Origin of the sequence: Anaerococcus urinomassiliensis (genome assembly GCF_900128425.1) — a bacterium.
In the GTDB taxonomy this organism is placed as follows: Bacteria; Bacillota; Clostridia; order Tissierellales; family Peptoniphilaceae; genus Anaerococcus; species Anaerococcus urinomassiliensis.
In genome coordinates this window covers 334,070-351,312 of sequence record NZ_LT635782.1, presented here as the reverse complement: position 1 = coordinate 351,312, position 17,243 = coordinate 334,070, and the positions used below count along the sequence as shown (strand labels likewise).

Here is a 17,243-nt window from a genome sequence, read left to right as displayed (position 1 = left end):
TCCGCCGTTACGGCGATTATAATCGACTTCTCCAGAAATATATTTTTTTATGGCGACCTGGATGAGATTCGAACTCACGACCTCCGCCGTGACAGGGCGGCATTCTAACCAGCTGAACTACCAGGCCATATATGAATTATTAACTATATCTATTTTTGAATCCCCTTCTATCACTTGGTATTCTTAATTCGCAAGATTATACCATAGATAGTACTCTACGAGCCACACGGGCTTTTGCACTTCGTGCAACCATTCCATGGAGGGTCCTCTTCTAGCCGGACGGGCTAGATTATTGGTGGAAGTAACAGGGCTCGAACCTGTGACCCCCTGCTTGTAAGGCAGATGCTCTCCCAACTGAGCTATACTTCCAGATTCGCAAAACACTTAATTCAAACATTAGTCCTCGAACTTCGTTCTGCGGTAATTTCGTGACTATTTGGCACGAGTCCTCTATGAGCCGGACAGGCTTGTTGGTGACCCTACCGAGATTCGAACTCGGGATACCACCGTGAAAGGGTGGTGTCTTAACCGCTTGACCATAGGGCCTTATTTTTTTCTTTTTTATATATTATGATTTCTTATAGATAGTCAAAGCTTTGCTTTGAGGTGTCTTAGTCGGCTTCATTACGAAATCTTAGATTTCTATTTCGCGACATTTGACCTCCCAACCAAAACAAGTTTTGGGGTTAGGATCAAGAAACCGCTTGACCATAGGGCCTTATTTTTTTCTTTTTTATATATTATGATTTTCTTATACATAGTCAAAGCTTTGCTTTGAGGTGTCTTAGTCGGCTTCGTTTGCCAAATCATAGATTTGGACTGCGCGACATTTGACCTACCAGCCAAAACAAGTTTTGGGGTTAGGATCAAGAAACCGCTTGACCATAGGGCCTTATTTTTTTCTTTTAATATATTATGATTTCTCTTGGTCGGATTCGTTTGCTAAATCAGCGATTTAGATCTGAAAAATTATTATCTATACGATTTAAACAATACTCTATTAAGACTCTTTCTCACATTCGCATTAAGTCTATACTACTTTATTATATATAAGTAAAGTATGGTGACCCCATCGGGATTCGAACCCGAGAATCCGCCGTGAGAGGGCGATGTCTTAACCGCTTGACCATGGGGCCAAACAAAATTTCTTTTGAATATTGCTATATTTTATTAAATTTTATTTCAAAGCTTCGCTTTGAGATGTCTTAGTCGGCTACGTTCACCAAATCATAGATTTGGACTGCGCGACATTTGACCTACCAGCCAAAACAAGTTTTGGGGTTAGGATCAAGAAACCGCTTTAAGAACCTAACTTAGCGAACAATAGTGAGCTTTAGTAGGTTCCATGCAACTTATTTCCCAAGAGGCGTTAGCCGATTGGCAAGAAATAATCTGCTGACTATGAGCTAAACAAAATCGTGTACAAGACACGATTATTATTTAATAAAAAAATGGTAGCGAAGAAGAGACTTGAACTCTTGACACTCCGGGTATGAACCGAATGCTCTAGCCAACTGAGCTACTTCGCCATATAAAAATATATTATCTTTGATGGCATCATATCTATGTCCATCATTAAGCAAAAGCTTTTTGGTTGCGGGAGCTGGATTTGAACCAACGACCTCCGGGTTATGAGCCCGACGAGCTACCAGACTGCTCTATCCCGCGTCATTTATGTTAAGAAAACTATACTACTTATTTAATTAATTCATACTCTAATAAATAGCTTTTCTTGGCGCTCAGGGTGGGACTCGAACCCACAACCTACCGGTTAACAGCCGGGTGCTCCACCATTGAGCTACCTAAGCATATTTATATTTCATCTATCACTAGCCTAGCCTTTTAGGCTAGCTAGTAGTAAATGTTTGGCGATTTCCTACTCTACCGGGAGGTCACCCTCCGAGTACCATCGGCGTAATGAGGCTTAACTTCTGTGTTCGGTATGGAAACAGGTGTATCCCTCATGCCATCATCACCATATATTTAATTATAGAACCTTAAACTGTTCGTAAATGTCATCCAAGCTGCTTCGCACCTTGGGACATTCTGAACGAGGTCCTTCCTTCATTTTAGCTCTACTAAAATGGGATAGGACTCTCAAATAGGAAACAATATTTCCAGTCAAGATTTAAAGTTTAGTATCCTTTAGCTTAATACATTACTGTACTTACACCTTGGACCTATCTAAGGTATTTTCTTTACCTTCTTTTAGAAATCTTATCTTGAGGGTTGCTTCGTACTTAGATGCTTTCAGTACTTATCAATGCCATACTTAGCTACCCAGCTATGCTTCTGGCGAAACAACTGGTACACCAGTGGTATGTCCATCCCGGTCCTCTCGTACTAGGGACAGCTCCTCGCAAATTTCTTACGCCCACGCTGGATAGGGACCGAACTGTCTCACGACGTTCTGAACCCAGCTCGCGTGCCTCTTTAATGGGCGAACAGCCCAACCCTTGGGACCTACTTCAGCCCCAGGATGAGACGAGCCGACATCGAGGTGCCAAACCTCCCCGTCGATGTGGACTCTTGGGGGAGATAAGCCTGTTATCCCCGGGGTAGCTTTTATCCGTTGAGCGATGGCCCTTCCATGCGGTGCCACCGGATCACTAAGTCCGTATTTCTACTCTGCTTGATCTGTATATCTCGCAGTTAAGCTCGCTTGTGCCTTTGTACTCTGCGAATGGTTTCCGTCCATTCTGAGCGAACCTTTGAACGCCTCCGTTACTTTTTGGGAGGCGACCGCCCCAGTCAAACTGCCAAACTGACAATGTCCATTGCCCAGATTCATGGGTCAATGTTAGAATTTTGATATTAGAGGGTTGGTATCCCAAGGGTGACTCTGCCTACACTGGCGTGCAGGTTTCTAAGTCTCCCAACTATCCTGTACGTCTAATCTCAAAATCCAATATCAGCCTACAGTAAAGCTCCACGGGGTCTTTCCGTCCTAGCGTGGGTAAGTCGCATCTTCACGACTACTACAATTTCACCGGATCCTTTGTTGAGACAGTGCCCAAATCGTTACACCTTTCGTGCGGGTCGGAACTTACCCGACAAGGAATTTCGCTACCTTAGGACCGTTATAGTTACGGCCGCCGTTTACTGGGGCTTAAGTTCTAGCCTTCGCTTTACAGCTAAGCCTTCCCCTTAACCTTCCAGCACCGGGCAGGTGTCAGCTCCTATACGTCATCTTTCGATTTTGCAGAAACTTGTGTTTTTGGTAAACAGTCGCTTGGGCCTGGTTTCTGTGGCCTGATCGCTCAGGCTCCCCTTCTCCCGAAGTTACGGGGACATTTTGCCGAGTTCCTTAACAAAGGTTCTTCCGCGCGTCTTGGTATTCTCTACCTCCCTACCTGTGTCGGTTTTGGTACGGGCGCTTTGGTCTTGATAGTGACTTTTCTTGGCAATTTGAAGTCGGCTATTTCTCTACTTATGTTTTCGATGCCTATTACACATTGGCTGCTGATCAGCGGATTTGCCTACTGAAAAGCCTTTGTGCTTAGACTGCCGTCCATCGGGCAGCTAGCTTATCCTCTTGCGTCATCACATCTCTCTTTAACGACTTTAAGCGGTACAGGAATTTAAACCTGTTGTCCATCGGCTACGCCTTTCGGCCTCGCCTTAGGTCCCGACTTTCCCTGAGGGGACGAGCCTTGCTCAGGAGTCCTTAGGGTTTCGACGGGAGAGATTCTCACTCTCCTTCTCGCTACTCATGCCAGCATTCTCTCTTGTATTAAGTCCACGCTTGCTTTCGCTTAGGCTTCTTCCCTAATACAATGCTCCTCTACCACTGATAGAGAGTTTAAATCTATACATAAGTAACCATTACTTTGGTTTTTGAATACGCTTAACCAGAGCCATACTTTCGTATGTCTGTTTCGGTGATAATTGAGTTCTTTAATGACCTAACCCCAAAACTTGTTTTGGTTGGTAGGTCAGATGTCTCACTGTTTCAAAATTAGCCCCTCCGGCTTTGGGAGGAGTGATTTGTCAAAGTGCAGACCAACTTACCTTTTTACTTGTGATTTTTGCGTAATTAATTAGTTGATAACTCGTTTTATCTTGATTGTTTTTTGCTTTTATATTTCTCAGTCTAGTTAAGTTTTTCTTTTGCCTTTTTTATGGTTTCCTTTTATGTGAATAGATTTAAATTCTCTATCAATCCGAAGCTTCGGTACTGGATTTTAGCCCCGTTTATTTTCGGCGCAAACCCACTTGACCAGTGAGCTATTACGCATTCTTTGAATGTATGGCTGCTTCTAAGCCAACGTCCTGGTTGTCTTGGTAGGTTCACATCCTTTTCCACTTAATCCAGATTTGGGGACCTTAGCTGTCGGTCTGGGCTCTTTCCCTTTCGACTTAGGAGCTTATCCCTCTAAGTCTGACTCCATGACCTGATTTTTTGGCATTCGGAGTTTGATAGGCTTTGGTACGGTATGCCGCCCTAGGCCATTCAGTGCTCTACCTCCTTAAATCTTTGGTCATAGGCTAGCCCTAAAGCTATTTCGAGGAGAACCAGCTATCTCCGGGTTCGTTTGGTTTTTCGCCCCTATCCACAGTTCATCCGATACGTTTTAAACCGTACCCGGTTCGAGCCTCCAGTGAATTTTACTTCACCTTCACTCTGACCATGGATAGATCACCCGGTTTCGGGTCTATCATATTAAACTATCCGCCCTGTTAAGACTCGCTTTCGCTTGGACTACGCATCTTAGATGCTTAATCTTGCTTAGTATGATAACTCGCTGGCCCATTCTACAAAAGGTACGAGATCACTCTTTTGAGCTCTCTCTGCTTGTAGGCACTAGGTTTCAGGTTCTTTTTCACTCCCCTTGCGGGGTTCTTTTCACCTTTCCCTCACGGTACTTGTTCGCTATCGGTCACATGTTAGTATTTAGCCTTAGGGGATGGGCCCCCTGTCTTCACAGCAAATTCCTCGTGTTCACTGCTACTTGCTCCCTAAAATATTTTAGCTTTTGTCTACAAGACTTTCACTTTCTTTGGTTCATTTTCCCAAATGATTTGACTGGTTAAAATATTTCTTGTTGGGTTGGGCTGTTTTCTTTTCGCTCGCCGCTACTGGGAAAATCGAGTTTTCTTTCTTTTCCTCCTGCTACTTAGATGTTTCAGTTCGCAGGGTCTTACTTCATTAAGCTATGTATTTACTTAATGATGACTGTGTCTTCCACAGCCGGGTTTCCCCATTCGGAGTCCTAGGGGTCATTGCTTTTTGTGAGCTTACCCTAGTTTTCGTTCACTTACGTCCTTCTTCGTCTTCATGTGCCAAGGCATCCACCTGGCGCCCTTTCTTTCTTGACTGGAAATATTGTTTGCTATTTAGTTGTGTGCCTAACTTTCTCGGACTTCGTCCTGCGACCATTTCATGGAGAGTCCTCCATCAGCCGGACAGGCTAGTTTAGAGTTCAAAATCTTTGATTTCGAATCTTTTTGATTTCTGATATCTTTAGATATCAGAGGCAAAAATACGCTAGTACTTTGTTTGTACTTTCCTTTCCTCTGTTAGGTGGTTCATATATTTTTAAATAGTAATTTGTGTAGCTAACTAGGCTTGCTAGTAGCTACGATATGCGTCGGCTTGCTGACAAAGTTTCTTTGAAGCTTTGAAAGCGCTCCATCAGCCGCACAGGCTAATTTTGACGTCTGACCTTCCATCAATTTTGCTATGCAAAATTGGGATAGGTCATTATGGTGGACCTGAGTAGACTCGAACTACCGACCTCACGCTTATCAGGCGTGCGCTCTAACCACCTGAGCTACAGGTCCAAGCAATTAATAGGTACCAATTAATTTGTTTCTATATAGTTAGGAAACAACATATCGTTTCCTTTCCAATGGGAGCGTACCCCCATTGGATTTCTCTNCGGCTGCTGGCACGTAATTAGCCGGACCTTATTCGTATAGTACTGTCATTTTCTTCCTATACAAAAGATTTTTACAACCCGAAGGCCTTCTAAATCACGCGGCGTCGCTGCATCAGGGTTGCCCCCATTGTGCAAAATTCCCCACTGCTGCCTCCCGTAGGAGTCTGGGCCGTGTCTCAGTCCCAATGTGGCCGTACACTCTCTCAAGCCGGCTACTGATCGTTGCCTTGGTGGGCTGTTATCTCACCAACTAGCTAATCAGACGCAAGTCCATCTTACACCGCTAACACTTTGATTAATACTTCATGCGAAGTATTAATGTCATAGGGTATTATTCTCCGTTTCCAGAGGCTATCCCCTTGTGTAAGGCAGGTTACTCACGCGTTACTCACCCGTTCGCCACTAATCCATTTAAAATCATTCCGAAGAATTCATTTAAGTTTCATCGTTCGACTTGCATGTGTTATGCACGCCGCCAGCGTTAATCCTGAGCCAGGATCAAACTCTCATGAAAAATATTTATGAGAGCTTTTGATTCAAGCTCTTCTCATTTACACTGATCTAAAATCAATGCGTGATTTAAATTTGTCCGTTTATTATATAAACGTTCATTGTTAAGGTTACTCAAATTAATTGCTTAAAGTTTAATTACTATTTAAATGTAGATAGTTTATTTTAACTATCTGGTTCATCGTCGCTTGTTAACGACAAGATATATAATACCATGGTATTTTTATCTTGTCAACACTTTTTTTAATATTTTTTATAAAAAAAGATGCACACATGTGCACCTTTATAATTTTTAGATGAAATTGGGTCTATCATTTAGATTTATATGGCAATATCCTCTTGGGTTTTTGTCTAAGTAATCTTGGTGGTAGTCTTCTGCTATTACAAAATTTTTTAGCTCTTCTACTTCAACTCTTATTTCTTTGTCAGCCTTCTCTTGCTTATTTTTTATAAAGTCTTTTGCCTTTTCTAAATCCGTAATATCTTTTGAGTAGACCCCTGTTCTATATTGGCGACCTATATCATTTCCTTGTTTGTTTACTGAAAATGGATCTATTATATAGTATAGATACTCCAAAAGTTTTTCTAGGCTTGTAATTTCATCATCATATTTAATATGAACTGTTTCCGCGTGGTCCGTTAGGGCAACCTTTTGATAGTTTGTGTCTTCAGTTCTGCCATTTGCATAGCCTACTTCTGTATCAACTACACCATCTACTTGTTTAAAATAGGCTTCTACCCCCCAGAAACATCCTCCTGCTAGATATATTTCTTTAATCATCATGTCTCCTTTAAGTAATCTGTTCTTTTTGTTCCTCTTATCCTAAATTTTTTCATTGATGTTGATAGGGAACTTGCTAATAGCACTCCAAAGGCTAAAGCTCCAGCTATTGCTACTGATTTATAAAAGCTTGCAATAGCATTTTGGTTTTGATTATTTATAAAAAATCTCATGGTGTTATATATTGCTTCTCCTGGACAAAGGTTTATTACTCCAGGGATTATAAATATTGATGCTGGAAATTTGAACTTTCTGGCTTGAATTTCTGATATGCTGGCTATGACTAAGGCTGAAAGAAAGCTTGCTACATAGATACTTGATGTTGTGTTTAGTACAAGTTTGTAGATTATCCAACCAATTCCGCCATTTATTCCTGATACTAAAAGTGCTCTTTTGGGCATAGAAAATACTAATCCAAAACCTATTGACGAGAAAATACTAACTACAAATTCAATTATATATCTCATTTATTTCACCAATCCTAATATTCCAATCGGAACAGCTACTCCTAGGGCAAGTGCTGTTGATATTAATATTGCCATTACAGAGCCAGTCATTCCACTTGTAGCATCTCCACTCATAAGATCTCTAACTGCATTTGTAATCATAATTCCAGGTACAAAGGCCATCATAGAACTGATTATAACAACATCTATACTTAGAGGTAAAAATGAGTTTATAATTATAGTTAAAAGTGATACAAAAATCCCATAGAAAAAATGTACAACAAAATAATTTAGCTTGTTTTTTTCTAATATTAGTGAAAACTCATATCCTAAAAATCCAACAATAAATGACGATAAAATCTCTGCCATTCCAGCTCCAAGTAGGATTGAATACGCTCCAGCTGCTAAAGTTGCTCCGAGTACCTTTAGTGAGACTTTGGTTCCTTCAGACTTCTTAATATTTCTTATTTCTAGCAAAGCCTCTTCTAAAGTGTACATCCCTTGAGAAAATTCTCTAGAAAAAGTATTGACTTTGTCCACATAATGCAAATTATTAGACCTTGTTTTTACTCTTCTCATATTGGAATGAATTTCTCCTTTGTATGAAAAAGAAATAATTATTACATTAAAAGAAGAAAAAACATCCACATCCCTTATAGACTCTTGCGATCTGATGATGCGCTCGACTGTATCTTCAACCCTATAAATTTCTGCCCCATTTGCTAGCATAATAGCGCCTGCTTCTGCAGCCAGCTCCGAAAGGATGACTGCATCGTGAATTGAAGTTATATTTTCTGATGTCATAAGCCTTCCTTTACATATAATTTTGCTTGTATTTTTTAATATTTTCTTCTGTTAAAAATTCGTAAGCATCGTTAACTTTAGTAAATTTCTCCGTTGCATCTGGGTTTTTATTGATATCTGGGTGATATTTCTTGGCTAATTTCCTATAATTTAACTTAACTTGGTAGATGTCAGTATCATAAGCAAGTCCCAGGGTATTACAAGCTCTTTCATATTTTTCTTTAAATCCAATATCGTTTGGTCCATTAAATCCACCATAACCTTGATTATAGTTTTGGTTTGTATTCTGATAATAAGTTCTAGAATAACCACCAAAATTTCTGGCAAACTCTTCGAATCTGCGGTTCATCTCCTCTTGTTGGCGACGAGCCGCTTCTTCTTGGGCACGTCTTCTAGCTTGTTCTTGTTCGTACTTATACTTGTTAGAATAGTCAGAGATACTTTCATAACCAACTTTTTTACCAGTAATCATTGAATCTGCCCTATCATACATCCATTCTGTCAGTGTATAGTTCATATATCTTAGTAAGGATATAAACTTTGGTCCTAGAATAGGTATAAATATTACAGCTAATATGAAGTAAGTCACATCTTTGGGAAGCATAAGAGGAATTATTGGAAATATGAATATAGTGGAACATCCAATAATAAAAATCCCAAATAATAATTGCCTAATCCCTTCAAAAGTAACTACAATTACATTCATTATATTGATTAAAACATTAAAAATAGTTCCTAGTCCCGTGGCTAAGCCATGTATAATTTTTCCTAATATTTTCATAGCAAAATCTCCATTCAATTTGATTATATCAAAGATTTTATATTTTAGTAAACTATTATAACTTATATTTAGCCAAATAATTCTTCATTGTTACTATTATATAGATTATAGTAAATGCCTTTTTTATCAAGAAGATTTTTGTGGCTACCACGTTCGACAATTCCCTCGTAGGTTAATACTAAGATTTCATCAGCGTTTTTTATAGTAGAAAGTCTATGGGCAATTGTTATAGTTGTTCTGCCCTTTGATAGTAGTTCTAGGGATTTCTGTACTATGGCCTCGCTCTTGTTATCAAGGGCACTAGTCGCTTCGTCAAGTATGAGGATTGGTGGGTTTTTGAGAAAGACTCTAGCTATTGAGATTCTTTGTTTCTGACCACCAGAAAGTTTGACTCCACGTTCACCTATGTGGGTGTCATATCCATATGGTAAATCCTTGATAAACTCTGTTGCTCCAGCTAGTTCTGCTGCTCTTTCTATCTCTTGATCTGTAGCATCATCTTTACCATATCTAATATTTTCTTTTACCGTGCCACCAAAGAGATAGACATCCTGTTGAACAATTCCTATATTATCTCTCAATGATTCTAGGGTTAAGTCTCTGATATCTTTGCCATCAAGGGTAATAGATCCAGATTCTATATCATAAAATCTAGGTATCAATTTAGAAATAGTAGTTTTTCCTGCACCAGATGGACCAACTAGGGCAATATTTTCTCCTACATCTACTGAGAAGTTTATATCTTCTAGTACATATGGTTCGTTTTCTCTTGTCTCTGGATATTTGAAATAAACATTTTTAAATTCTATCTCACCACGCACATCTTCTAATTCTTCTGCACTATCGTGGTCATATATATTGTTTTTCAAATCCATGACTTCTACAAATCTTTCAATACCTGTAGAGCCAGCTTGGTAAACATCTGTAAAGTTTATAAGCCTTTCAATAGTTGCTATTAACATATTTAAATACATAGTAAATGCAACAAGATCTCCCGGACTTATATAATCATTTACTACAAACATTCCGCCAACAAATATTAATATGGCATACATGAAACCAGAAAAAGCTTCATTTATCATGAAGAAACCTGCCATGTCAAAATATCTATCCTTTTTTATATCGACAAATTTATCATTGTTAGTTTTAAACTTATTCTTTTCTATTTCTTCATTGGCAAAAGATTTAACAACAGAAATTCCAAGTAAGGTATCCTCTACCCCTGAGTTAATCTCCCCGATTTGCCTTTTTACATTTAATGTAGCTTTCCTAAAATCCCTGCGTTTGCTACCAGAAACTACGAACATTATTGGAATAATTGCATAGATTATAAGAGCAAGTTTCCAATTTATAGTTAATAAGACTATAAAAGATAGGACTAATTTGATTAGACCTACTAATATTTCTTCCGGCACGTGGTGAGAAAACTCTGTTATGTCAAATAAGTCTGTTGTAAGCCTACTCATCAATGAACCAATGCGAGCTTCATTAAAAAACTCTGTGTCCATGGTCAATAGATGGTTAAATACATCCTTTCTCATATCGCGTTCAATCTTAGCTCCCATTATATGACCCAATGATTGCATAAAGTATCTCGCAGCAACCTCAACTATCTTTGTTATCACAAAAATAATTCCAACTTTGACTACCCTATGTGCATCAAGTAGACCCACTTGAGCCCAATCTGTTAGATAAGATAGTAAAAGTGGTAAAACCAGTCCTGAGACTGTTGTTAAAGCAGATGCAAATAGATCTGCTGCTAATATTTTTTTGTAAGGTCTATAATAAGGTAAGAATCATTTTATCAAATTTTTATTAGAATATGATTTTTCCTTCATTTGGCCTCCTTAATAAATTTTTCCAATATTAATACCTTACCATTTTAATCTACTATTTACTAAAGTTGAAAATACAAGTATGATTTGTTATTATTATAACAGGAGGCAACATGGCTAGAATAATTGAAAAAACAAACTTAAATGAGAATACAATTAAATTTGTAGTTAATGCTCCAAACATTGCCAAAAGAGCTTTGCCAGGACAATTTATAATACTTAGACTAGATGAAAAAGGAGAAAGAGTACCTTTTACGATATCATCTACAGATTATGAGAATGTAACAATCATTGTTCAAGTGGTTGGTGGAACTACTATGAGAATGGATAATCTTAAGGCTGGAGATGGTTTCCTTGACTTTGTAGGACCACTAGGAGTTCCAACAGAACTTGATAGTCTAAAAGGAAAGCATGTATGTGTTGTAGGTGGCGGCCTTGGAACTGCTATTGCTTATCCACAAGCAAAATATCTCCACGATATTGGTGCCCATGTAGATGTAATAATTGGTTTTAGAAACAAAGATTTGATTTTGCTTGAAAATGAACTAAAAGTATCTAGCGAAAACTTGTACATAGCAACTGATGATGGATCATATGGTCACGCTGGTTTTGTAACAGAAATCTTAAAGAATAATATTGATTCTGGCAAAAATTATGATCATATTCTTGCCATAGGACCAGTAATAATGATGAAAAATGTTGTAGAAGTAGCCAGACCTTATGATATACCAGTTACAGTAAGTATGAATTCAACTATGGTTGATGGCACTGGTATGTGTGGTTGCTGCAGGCTTACAGTTGATGGACAAATGAAATTTGCATGTGTAGATGGACCAGATTTTGATGGATACAAAGTAGATTTCACCGAGGCTATGAATAGATCTAGAAACTACATAAAAGAAGAAAGAGAGCATGTGTGTAACTTAACTGGCGAGGTAAGAAATGGCTGATTACAAAATAAATATGGCAAAAGAAAAAGTAAAAATGCCAGAACAAGACCCAAACGTAAGAAATAGTAACTTTGACGAAGTAACACTAGGATACACTTTGGAAATGGCAAAAGAAGAAGCAACTAGATGCTTGCAATGCAAAAACGCCCCATGTATGGCTGGCTGCCCTGTATCAGTTCATATTCCGGAATTTATCAACCAGTTAGTAGCAGGTGATTTGGAAAGCGCCTATGATGCAATTGCAAAAACTAACAACTTACCAGCAATTTGTGGTAGGGTTTGTCCACAAGAGGTTCAATGCGAGGGCGTATGTACAAGAGGAATTAAGAGCGAACCAGTTGCTATAGGACGCCTTGAAAGATTTGTCGCTGATTGGCATATGGAAAACTCCTACAACAAACCTGTTGAAGTAATAAGCCAAAATGCAAAAGTAGCCGTAATAGGTTCTGGACCATCTGGCCTATCGGCCGCAGCAGATCTTGCAAAAATGGGTTATCAAGTTGTAATATTTGAAGCCTTCCACACAGCTGGTGGAGTTTTAATGTATGGCATACCAGAATTTAGATTGCCAAAGGCACTTGTACAAAAAGAACTAAAAAATGTAATAGGACTTGGAGTAAAACTTCAAACAAATACTATAGTAGGTCGTACCATTTCACTAGATGATCTCTTTGACCAAGGCTTTGAGGCTATTTATATTTCAACTGGCGCAGGCCTACCATCATTTTTAGGTATCCCTGGAGAAAACCTAAATGCCGTATATTCTGCAAATGAATTTTTGACCAGGATGAATCTAATGAAGGCTTATAAGTTCCCAGAATTTGATACCCCTGTTAATGTAGGTAAAAAAGTTTGCGTTGTTGGTGGTGGAAACGTAGCAATGGATGCAGCAAGATCTGCCAAAAGACTTGGTGCTGATGTAACTGTCGTTTATAGAAGAAGCTTTGAAGAAATGCCTGCTAGAGTTGAAGAAAGTCACCATGCTATGGAAGAAGGAGTAAATTTCTTAAACCTCCACAATCCTGTAGAAATCCTCGGCGAAGATGGATGGGTTAAGTCTGTCAAAGTTGAAAAGATGGAACTTGGTGAGCCTGATAAGTCCGGTCGTCGTCGTCCTATTCCAACAGGAGAATATCAAGAAGTTGATTTTGACTCAGTAATAATTTCCATTGGTCAAAGTCCAAATCCACTTATCAAGCAAACTAACTCTGACATAGAAACTGAATCTTGGGGTGGAATCATCATAAGTGAAGATACTACTATGACCACCAAGGATGGAGTATTTGCAGGTGGCGATGCTGTAAGTGGAGCTGCAACTGTAATCCTTGCCATGGGAGCTGGAAAAAAGGCAGCAGAAAATATCGATAAATATATAAAAGCTAAAAAAATCTAAAGAATAATTATTGCTTATAATAAGTTTCGACACTACTAAATAATATTATCTTTCTAATAAAGAACTCATTTTTGGGTTCTTTTTTATTTTTACATGGATTTAACAAAAATTTATAAATATTTAAATAAAGGAGGCCTACAATAAGAGTGATTATACATAGGAGGATATTTATGAAAAATAACAAAAAGATAATATTAGCCCTAGTTCTAGCAACAGCTACAACAACCATATTCCCTACTGCCCACGCAGCAGAAGAAATTAAAGAACCAGAAGCAGCAATCATCGAAACAAGTGAAGAAGCAACAAGCGAAACTAGTCATGAAGCCATTGATTACTCAGCTGATAATGTTTTTAACTTCCAAGACGACGAAGTTACCTTTCCAAAAAATGAAGCAAATGTAAGAGAAGCTGATGGTACAAACAAATTTAATAGAGCTACAGAAACAGATCGAGACACTTTTGGCGAAGATCAAAACGTAAATAACCTTGACCCAGAAGTAGCTAAAAAGTTAGAAGAAACAGATGGCGAATACGGTAAAAAAGATGGCGAATACGCCAACCACAATTTGAAATCTATAACAACACCAATTAAGAATATCGTAGTAAATAATGGTAAAAATGAAAATGAAATTGCAATCACATGGTTTGCAACAGGCGATGTTACAGAATCAAAGCTTGTATTTGATGGTAAAGAATACACACCTATTAGATCAAGAAAAACTGGTGACAAAAATGGATATAGCACCTACACAGCTATAGTAAATATCACTCCTGGCAAAGCTTATACATACTATGTTCAAACAGGCTCTTACAAGTCAGAAATTTATACGCTACAAACAAAAGCTCTTGGCAAAAACAATGAATTCTCCATAGCATATTTTGGCGACCCACAAATGGGATCAGGAGATAGTGTTTGGGATAAAAAGGGCCTAAATAAAAACACCCAAGCAAAAGTTGACCAAGACAAGGTAGACTTTGGCAAATCAATAGAAAAAGCTCGTAAAATTGACCCACATTTCTATCTATCTATGGGAGATAATGTAGAGATTGCAAACTTAGAAGGTGAATATGACTATTTCTTGGATAATGATTTGTACAAAGAAAGGGTCTTCTCATCAGTAGTAGGCAACCACGAAACATATGTCAATGATAAGGATGGCCATAGCCAAAGAAACACTGTATTTGCTGACCACTTCTATCTACCAAACGAATCAAAATTAGGATCAATATCAAAAGTTAACGAGGATGGAACTGCTTACTATATTCCTGGAGACTACTACTACTCATATGGCGATACATTGTTTATAAACCTTAACTCAAATGTACTTGATTCCAAAGAACACGAAGCATTCATCAAAGATGCAATCGAAAAAGCAACAAAAGAACGTGGTAAAAACTTCTCATGGAAGGTAGTATCATTCCACCACGCACCATACTCAACAGCAACCCATACATCTGACAAAGATATACTTCAAAGAAGACACGAGCTTGTAAAAATCTTTAACGAAAATGGTATAGACCTAGTCCTAAACGGCCACGATCACATCTACACCAGAACTGGTCAAATGCTTGCTGGAGAACAGGTGATGAGCTTTGAAGAAGCCTATGGTACAGATTCAAAAAATGAAAATGCGGGCATCAAAGAAGGCTATTCAGAAACCTACAACAACAGAATTTATAACAATGGCAAGGTAATAGTAGATGGTATAAAACTAGATTATGACAAAAGAGAGGTCACTAACCCACGTGGAACACTTTTCCTAACTATGTCTGCATCTGCAGGAGCAAAATTCTACAATCCAATCGGAGAAGACCAATGGTTTGTAGTAAGAAGCTTGGACGACCGTAGCCAACTCTTCTCTACCCTAAGCTTTGCTCAAAACAAATTCAACCTAACAACAATGGATCCAGAAGGAAAGATTGTCGACGCCTACACTATCAACAAAACAGATGATTTTATAGAAAATCCAAAAATGAATGACAAAAAAGTCGACAAGACAAAACTTGAGAATTACATCAATCACGCTAAATCATTCAAATTAGTTCAAGATGAAGAAAATGTAAAACTATATCAAGATGCTCTTGATAGAGCTAATGAAGTTCTAAATAGCGAGTATACTAGCCAAGAAGAAATTGACTCTGCTATAGAAGTCCTAGAAACAAGATTATCAGACATCAAATTTACTGAAAAAGGCGAAGAAGGTCAAAAGTCCCCTAAAGCTCCAAAAGCAAACAAAAATCTTAAAAATACAAGTAAAAAAGTAGAATCTAAGAAAAGTGCTAAAAAATCTTCAAACCCAAAAACAGGAGTAGCAAGCCTAGCAAGCGTATACGCAACCCTAGCCCTTGCAAGTGCAGGAGTTTTTGCATCAAAGAAAAATAAATAAAAAAAATAAGGAAAATTAGATGCTCCCTAAATGATATGTACCCTCTTTACTGGACAAACCAGTAAGGAGGGTATTTTTATGAAATATAGTTATGAATTCAAAAAAGAATGCGTACAATTGTATAGGGAAGGTAAATGGCCTGATACACCTGAAGGGACCAACGAAAAAAACTTTCATGATTCAATTAGAATATGGTTTAAGTTAGAAGAACTTCATGGACCAGAAATTTTAAAACATGGAAATAATATCAATTGGACACCTGATGAGAAGTTAGAAATGGTATCTAAGGTGTTAGCTGGAAATTCAATAAAGTCTGTAGCAATTGAAAATGGAATTAATGATGGACAACTCTATTCATGGGTTAACAAGTATAAAAATTATGGATATAATGGTCTTGTTAATAAAAAGAAAGGCCGTAAATCTAAAAATACAAGTATGAAAAGTAAAAATAACCATAAAGTAAAAGAACTTAATGAATCTGAAAGAGAAGAACTAGTAAGGCTTAGAGCAGAGAATGAATATATAAAGGCAGAAAATGAAATAATAAAAAAAGAGATCGCCTTGAGAGAAGAACGTTACGCTGCGCAACTCAAGGCGAAAAAGCAGCGATTGTCAAAGAACTCAAAGAAGAAGGATACAGACTAAAATATCTTTTAAAAGCTATTGATATGCCAAGATCAACATACTATTTTGAAATAAACAAAGTTGATAATATAAAGATTAAGAATAGTCATATTGCAGATAAAATAACTCAAATATTTAACTTACACAAAGGAAGATATGGAGTAAGAAGAGTATATATGGATCTGATAAATCAAGGTTATGTCATAAATCATAAAAGAGTTCAAAGAATAATGCATGAGCTAAAACTATTTGGAAAAAGATCTAAGGAAAAATATCACTCATATAAGGGGAAGGTAGGTAAAGTAGCTGATAATATAATAAATAGAGATTTCAAGGCAGATAGACCTCTACAAAAATGGACTACTGATGTGTCAGAATTTAAATTCTCTTGGGGTAAGTGCTACATATCTCCAATACTTGATATGTATACCAATGAGATTATTTCTTACGACCTATCCTTAAGTCCCAACTTAAATCAGATATCAAATATGTTAGAAAAAGCATTTAATAAATTTCCAAAACTAGATAACTTAATTCTACATTCAGATCAAGGTTGGCAATACCAACATGAATATTATGTAAATGAGCTTAAAAGACATGGTATAAGACAATCCATGTCAAGAAAAGGGAATTGCTATGATAACTCCATAATGGAAACATTCTTTGGAAGGCTAAAAAATGAAGTTTATTATGGATATGAAAAGAGCTATAGCTCTTTTGAAGAATTTTCAAAAGTAATAGAGGAATATATTTACTATTACAACAACGAAAGGATTCAATCAAAAACAAAATGGATGCCACCTACAAAATATAGGTTAGCATCCACTAATAATTAATTAAATATTGTGTC

At 37.6% G+C, this 17,243-nt stretch carries 10 protein-coding genes, 8 tRNA genes, 2 rRNA genes and 1 other annotated feature; of the genes, 5 read left to right on the top strand and 15 right to left on the bottom strand.

All coding sequences use genetic code 11. From position 1 onward, the window contains the following. Positions 1-50: 50 nt before the first annotated feature. The 15 genes from BQ7474_RS02685 to BQ7474_RS02610 all read right to left on the bottom strand — a co-directional run bounded on the left by BQ7474_RS02685 (position 51) and on the right by BQ7474_RS02610 (position 10,970). A tRNA-Asp gene (locus BQ7474_RS02685) sits at positions 51-127 on the bottom strand. Between the two features lie 166 nt (positions 128-293). After that, positions 294-369 (bottom strand) — tRNA-Val (locus tag BQ7474_RS02680). Positions 370-471: 102 nt separating this feature from the next. Continuing rightward, positions 472-546, bottom strand: a tRNA-Glu gene (locus tag BQ7474_RS02675). A gap of 515 nt (positions 547-1,061) precedes the next feature. Next, positions 1,062-1,136 (bottom strand) — tRNA-Glu (locus BQ7474_RS02665). A 316-nt stretch (positions 1,137-1,452) separates the two neighbouring features. Further along, a tRNA-Met gene (locus BQ7474_RS02660) sits at positions 1,453-1,529 on the bottom strand. 62 nt (positions 1,530-1,591) lie between these two features. Then, positions 1,592-1,668: transfer RNA gene (locus BQ7474_RS02655), tRNA-Met, on the bottom strand. 65 nt (positions 1,669-1,733) lie between these two features. Beyond that, a tRNA-Asn gene (locus BQ7474_RS02650) sits at positions 1,734-1,808 on the bottom strand. 55 nt (positions 1,809-1,863) lie between these two features. Beyond that, positions 1,864-1,980, bottom strand: a 5S ribosomal RNA gene (gene rrf, locus BQ7474_RS02645). 137 nt (positions 1,981-2,117) lie between these two features. Beyond that, a 23S ribosomal RNA gene (locus BQ7474_RS02640) occupies positions 2,118-5,319 on the bottom strand. A gap of 388 nt (positions 5,320-5,707) precedes the next feature. Beyond that, a tRNA-Ile gene (locus BQ7474_RS02635) sits at positions 5,708-5,784 on the bottom strand. A 71-nt stretch (positions 5,785-5,855) separates the two neighbouring features. Continuing rightward, positions 5,856-6,388: a sequence feature (16S ribosomal RNA rRNA prediction is too short), on the bottom strand. A 296-nt stretch (positions 6,389-6,684) separates the two neighbouring features. Then, positions 6,685-7,173: a peptide-methionine (S)-S-oxide reductase MsrA gene (gene msrA / locus BQ7474_RS02630; protein WP_073997493.1), complete on the bottom strand. Its 489-nt coding sequence runs from the start codon at positions 7,171-7,173 to the stop codon at positions 6,685-6,687. Beyond that, positions 7,173-7,640, bottom strand: a complete 468-nt coding sequence (locus BQ7474_RS02625; RefSeq protein ID WP_073997492.1) for a threonine/serine exporter family protein — start codon at positions 7,638-7,640, stop codon at positions 7,173-7,175. Before BQ7474_RS02625 ends, msrA begins: the two co-directional genes overlap by 1 nt. After that, the gene (locus BQ7474_RS02620; protein WP_073997491.1) at positions 7,641-8,423 is read right to left on the bottom strand and encodes a threonine/serine exporter family protein; all 783 of its coding nucleotides are present in this window, start codon (positions 8,421-8,423) and stop codon (positions 7,641-7,643) included. It abuts the gene before it with no gap. Between the two features lie 10 nt (positions 8,424-8,433). Further along, positions 8,434-9,204: a DnaJ domain-containing protein gene (locus BQ7474_RS02615; protein WP_073997490.1), complete on the bottom strand. Its 771-nt coding sequence runs from the start codon at positions 9,202-9,204 to the stop codon at positions 8,434-8,436. 68 nt (positions 9,205-9,272) lie between these two features. After that, complete coding sequence (locus BQ7474_RS02610) at positions 9,273-10,970, bottom strand: ABC transporter ATP-binding protein (protein WP_235821525.1); 1,698 nt, start codon at positions 10,968-10,970, stop codon at positions 9,273-9,275. A gap of 182 nt (positions 10,971-11,152) precedes the next feature. On the opposite strand from BQ7474_RS02610, the gene BQ7474_RS02605 reads away from it, so the two are divergent. The 5 genes from BQ7474_RS02605 to BQ7474_RS02585 all read left to right on the top strand — a co-directional run bounded on the left by BQ7474_RS02605 (position 11,153) and on the right by BQ7474_RS02585 (position 17,229). Continuing rightward, positions 11,153-11,989, top strand: a complete 837-nt coding sequence (locus BQ7474_RS02605) for a sulfide/dihydroorotate dehydrogenase-like FAD/NAD-binding protein (RefSeq protein WP_073997489.1) — start codon at positions 11,153-11,155, stop codon at positions 11,987-11,989. Next, the gene (gene gltA, locus BQ7474_RS02600; RefSeq protein WP_073997488.1) at positions 11,982-13,382 is read left to right on the top strand and encodes an NADPH-dependent glutamate synthase; all 1,401 of its coding nucleotides are present in this window, start codon (positions 11,982-11,984) and stop codon (positions 13,380-13,382) included. The genes BQ7474_RS02605 and gltA overlap by 8 nt, the downstream gene beginning before the upstream one ends. A 170-nt stretch (positions 13,383-13,552) precedes the next feature. Continuing rightward, positions 13,553-15,769, top strand: a complete 2,217-nt coding sequence (locus BQ7474_RS02595) for a metallophosphoesterase family protein (RefSeq protein ID WP_073997487.1) — start codon at positions 13,553-13,555, stop codon at positions 15,767-15,769. Between the two features lie 78 nt (positions 15,770-15,847). Beyond that, entirely contained in the window at positions 15,848-16,414 is a 567-nt protein-coding gene (locus tag BQ7474_RS02590) for a helix-turn-helix domain-containing protein (protein ID WP_073997486.1), read from the top strand. Continuing rightward, positions 16,378-17,229: an IS3 family transposase gene (locus BQ7474_RS02585; RefSeq protein ID WP_073997485.1), complete on the top strand. Its 852-nt coding sequence runs from the start codon at positions 16,378-16,380 to the stop codon at positions 17,227-17,229. Before BQ7474_RS02590 ends, BQ7474_RS02585 begins: the two co-directional genes overlap by 37 nt. The last annotated feature ends 14 nt before the right edge of the window (positions 17,230-17,243 follow it).

Bases quoted from the DNA above. Each gene is read 5' to 3' on its own strand.
- BQ7474_RS02590 (WP_073997486.1), top strand. From the start codon at position 15,848: ATGAAATATAGTTATGAATTCAAAAAAGAATGCGTACAATTGTATAGG.
- BQ7474_RS02605 (WP_073997489.1), top strand. From the start codon at position 11,153: ATGGCTAGAATAATTGAAAAAACAAACTTAAATGAGAATACAATTAAA.
- BQ7474_RS02615 (WP_073997490.1), bottom strand. From the start codon at position 9,204: ATGAAAATATTAGGAAAAATTATACATGGCTTAGCCACGGGACTAGGA.
- BQ7474_RS02595 (WP_073997487.1), top strand. From the start codon at position 13,553: ATGAAAAATAACAAAAAGATAATATTAGCCCTAGTTCTAGCAACAGCT.
- BQ7474_RS02620 (WP_073997491.1), bottom strand. From the start codon at position 8,423: ATGACATCAGAAAATATAACTTCAATTCACGATGCAGTCATCCTTTCG.
- BQ7474_RS02625 (WP_073997492.1), bottom strand. From the start codon at position 7,640: ATGAGATATATAATTGAATTTGTAGTTAGTATTTTCTCGTCAATAGGT.
- msrA (WP_073997493.1), bottom strand. From the start codon at position 7,173: ATGATTAAAGAAATATATCTAGCAGGAGGATGTTTCTGGGGGGTAGAA.
- gltA (WP_073997488.1), top strand. From the start codon at position 11,982: ATGGCTGATTACAAAATAAATATGGCAAAAGAAAAAGTAAAAATGCCA.